Origin of the sequence: Streptomyces bohaiensis (assembly GCF_012033785.1) — a bacterium.
GTDB classification, from domain to species: Bacteria; Actinomycetota; Actinomycetes; order Streptomycetales; family Streptomycetaceae; genus Streptomyces; species Streptomyces bohaiensis.
Genome location: NZ_JAAVJC010000436.1, coordinates 1 through 2,661, shown reverse-complemented (window position 1 = coordinate 2,661; position 2,661 = coordinate 1). Strand labels below are relative to the sequence as shown.

The window sequence follows — 2,661 nt, the reverse complement described above, 5'->3', positions numbered from 1 at the left end:
GCCGTGCCGGCGGCGTGCTGTGCGGCGACGAGCGCGCGCCCGCGGGCCAGCACGTCCGGCGGCAGGGCGACGGTGCCGGTGCCGAGCGCGACGACGTCGACGCGGGTGCCGAGGTCGGCCGCGGTCTTCTCCAGGGTGGCGGCGTCCGCCGCGGACCGCAGGTCGCACAGGGTCACCACCACGTACCGGGAGCGGGGTGCGGTGCGGTGCAGCGCCTGCAGGGTGTTGCGGACGGTCCGGCCGGTGGAGAGCTCGTCGTCCACCAGCACCAGCGGTCCACCGCCGGTGAGCAGCTCGGGGTCCTCGGGGAGCAGCAGGTGGGAGGTGGCGTGGCTGTGCTCCTCCTCGAAGCCGCCGGCGTGGTGGGCGCCGGCGACCGCGCGGCGGGTGGAGTGCAGGTAGCGGGCGCCGGCGCCGTCGGCGACGCTGTGGCCGAGCCCGGTCGCCGTCTCGGCGTAGCCGAGGACGACGGCGTCGTCGGCCTCGGCGCCGAGCAGGGCGCGGACGCGGCGGCCGAGCTCCACGCCGGTGCCGTGGACCACGTCGGGGCGTTGCGGGATGTGCTTGCCGAGCACCCGCGAGACGAGGAGGTGGGCGCGGCGGGGGTTCTCGCGCAGCGCGAGTCCCAGCAGCGCCGGCAGGTCGCCGCCGTGCAGGGTGACGCCGAGTCGGCGCGCGACCCAGGCCCCGTCCCAGCTGCCGTCCCCGTCCCGGCCGGCGTCCGCGGCTCCGGGCTCGGCTCCCGGCTCGGGCGCCGGCGCGCCGGGGGCGTCGTCGGTGACGGGGTCGTCGGTGGTGGGGTGCGCGTTCCGGTCGTTCATCTGATGCCCGCCTCCAGCAGGTCCACGTGGTCGACGCCTTCCCTGGCGACGCCGAAGACCTCCGAGCGCAGCAGGGTCCGTGCGGCCCAGCTGCGGTGCGGTTTCACCTCGTTCATCTTGTTGGTGTACGAGGACCGCAGGACGCCGCCGCCGTTGGGGCCGGCGCCGAGGATGTCGACGGCGTCGCAGTACTCCTCGTGGCTCACCACGGAGAGCGCGTGGACGGCCGCGACGTGCGAGGGGTGGATGCAGGTCTTGCCCTGCAGTCCGTTGGCGCGGTCGAGCTCGATCTCCTGGAGCAGGCCGTCCATGTCGTGCTCGATGAGACGTTCGCGCAGGTCGCCGCGGCCCCGGAAGGGGCTGGCGCGCAGCTGCGGCTGGAACATCCGCGGCTGGGTGCGGAAGTACTCCCAGACGGGACCGCTGATGGTGTAGCCGGTGCCGTCGGCGCGGCCGAACACGTTGACGACGTCGGCGATCACCGAGGCGACCGGATGCACGTCGTAGACGGTCATGTCGGGGCCGCGGCGCAGGCCGTAGACGGAGCAGAAGTCGGTGACGCCGATCCGGAGGGCGGGGACGCGTTCGCGGTACTTCTCCAGCAGCCGGGCGGCGTCGGCGAGGCGGTCGGCGCGGGTCTCCAGGTGCATCAGCTCCGGTGACTCCAGTACCGGCATGGCGAGCAGCCGGCGCCCGCAGCGCGCCTCCGCCTCGACCACCGCCTCCAGGTAGCCGTAGCCCGTGGCGGCCGTGAACTTGGGCAGGACGAACCCCGCGAGCAACCGGACGGCGGGGCCGAGGCGGTCGGTGAGGTCGGTGACCTGGTCCGGGCGCCGGACCCGCACGAACAGCAGCGGAAGGTCCGCGGGGGCGCTCTCGCGATGGAGGCGGCGCAGCTGGCGGACCAGGTTGGCCTCGCCGCCGGCGACCTCGGCGTCGCTGATGGAGTCCTCCAGGCAGAGCACCATGGACACGACGCCCCGGGCGGTCTGCTTGTGGATGTCGGCGACCAGGCGCGGGCGGGTGGCCGGGCTGTAGAGGGTGGCGCCGAGGGCGACACCGAGGGTGCGTACCTCGGATTCGAGGTCGAAGTCGGCGGGCTCCCGGTGGAAGAGTGCCTGCCGCTCCGCTGCTCCCAGCTGCCCGTAGTGCCGCATGCCGTCGTCCCTTGCGCCCCGCTGTCCCACCGGTGCGCGGACAGACTCAACGAACAATCGTACGATCAGCTTTGTTTCCGGCATGCGGCGGCAGGCAGGATCTTCGGTATGAAGCATGTGTACGACGCGGGAAGCGTCCTGCCGCTGCGCCTGTCCGTGCTCCGGGCCGCCGTCCACTGGTCGCCGCTGCGCGGGAGCCGGCGGGGCCCGGCGGACGTGCACACCAGTGTGCTGCTGCTCGACGCCCGGGGCCGGCTCGCCTCGGACCGCGACGCCGTGGGCCCGGAGCGGGCCGGCGACGACACCGGCGGCGTCCGCCGGCTCCCCAAGCGGCGGCACCGCGAGGGGCTCATGGACGCGCTGGAGATCCGGCCGGGCGCGCTCCCCCCGGCGGTCCGCCGCGTGGTCCTCGCGGTGTCCGCCGACGGCGCCCCGTTCGGCACCGCCGGCTCGCTCCAGCTGACGCTCTGGGACGTCGAGAACGACCTCCCGGTCACCGCCCGCCCGATCCTCGCCGAGCGCGAGGACCACACCACGCTGGTCTGCGGTGAACTCTGGCGCGGACTGTCCGGGTGGGAGTTCCGCGACGTCCGCCGCGGCCTCGCGGGCGGCCCCGCCGACCTGGTCGCGGCGCACCGGGCGGCACCGGAGGCGGCCGGGCCGCCGCCGCTGAACTTCGGGCC

The 2,661-nt window shown here is 75.0% G+C and carries 3 protein-coding genes; 1 reads left to right on the top strand and 2 read right to left on the bottom strand.

Translation table 11 applies throughout. From position 1 onward, the window contains the following. Positions 1-821, bottom strand: an 821-nt coding sequence (locus HCN52_RS23670; protein WP_209314919.1) for a phosphoribosyltransferase domain-containing protein, incomplete at its 3' end; no start/stop codon positions are given. After that, the gene (locus HCN52_RS23665) at positions 818-1,978 is read right to left on the bottom strand and encodes an HpcH/HpaI aldolase/citrate lyase family protein (protein ID WP_168090461.1); all 1,161 of its coding nucleotides are present in this window, start codon (positions 1,976-1,978) and stop codon (positions 818-820) included. The genes HCN52_RS23670 and HCN52_RS23665, both read right to left, overlap by 4 nt. Positions 1,979-2,086: 108 nt before the next feature. Between HCN52_RS23665 and HCN52_RS23660 the strand changes: the two genes are divergently transcribed. Continuing rightward, positions 2,087-2,661, top strand: a 575-nt coding sequence (locus HCN52_RS23660; protein WP_168090460.1) for a TerD family protein, incomplete at its 3' end; no start/stop codon positions are given.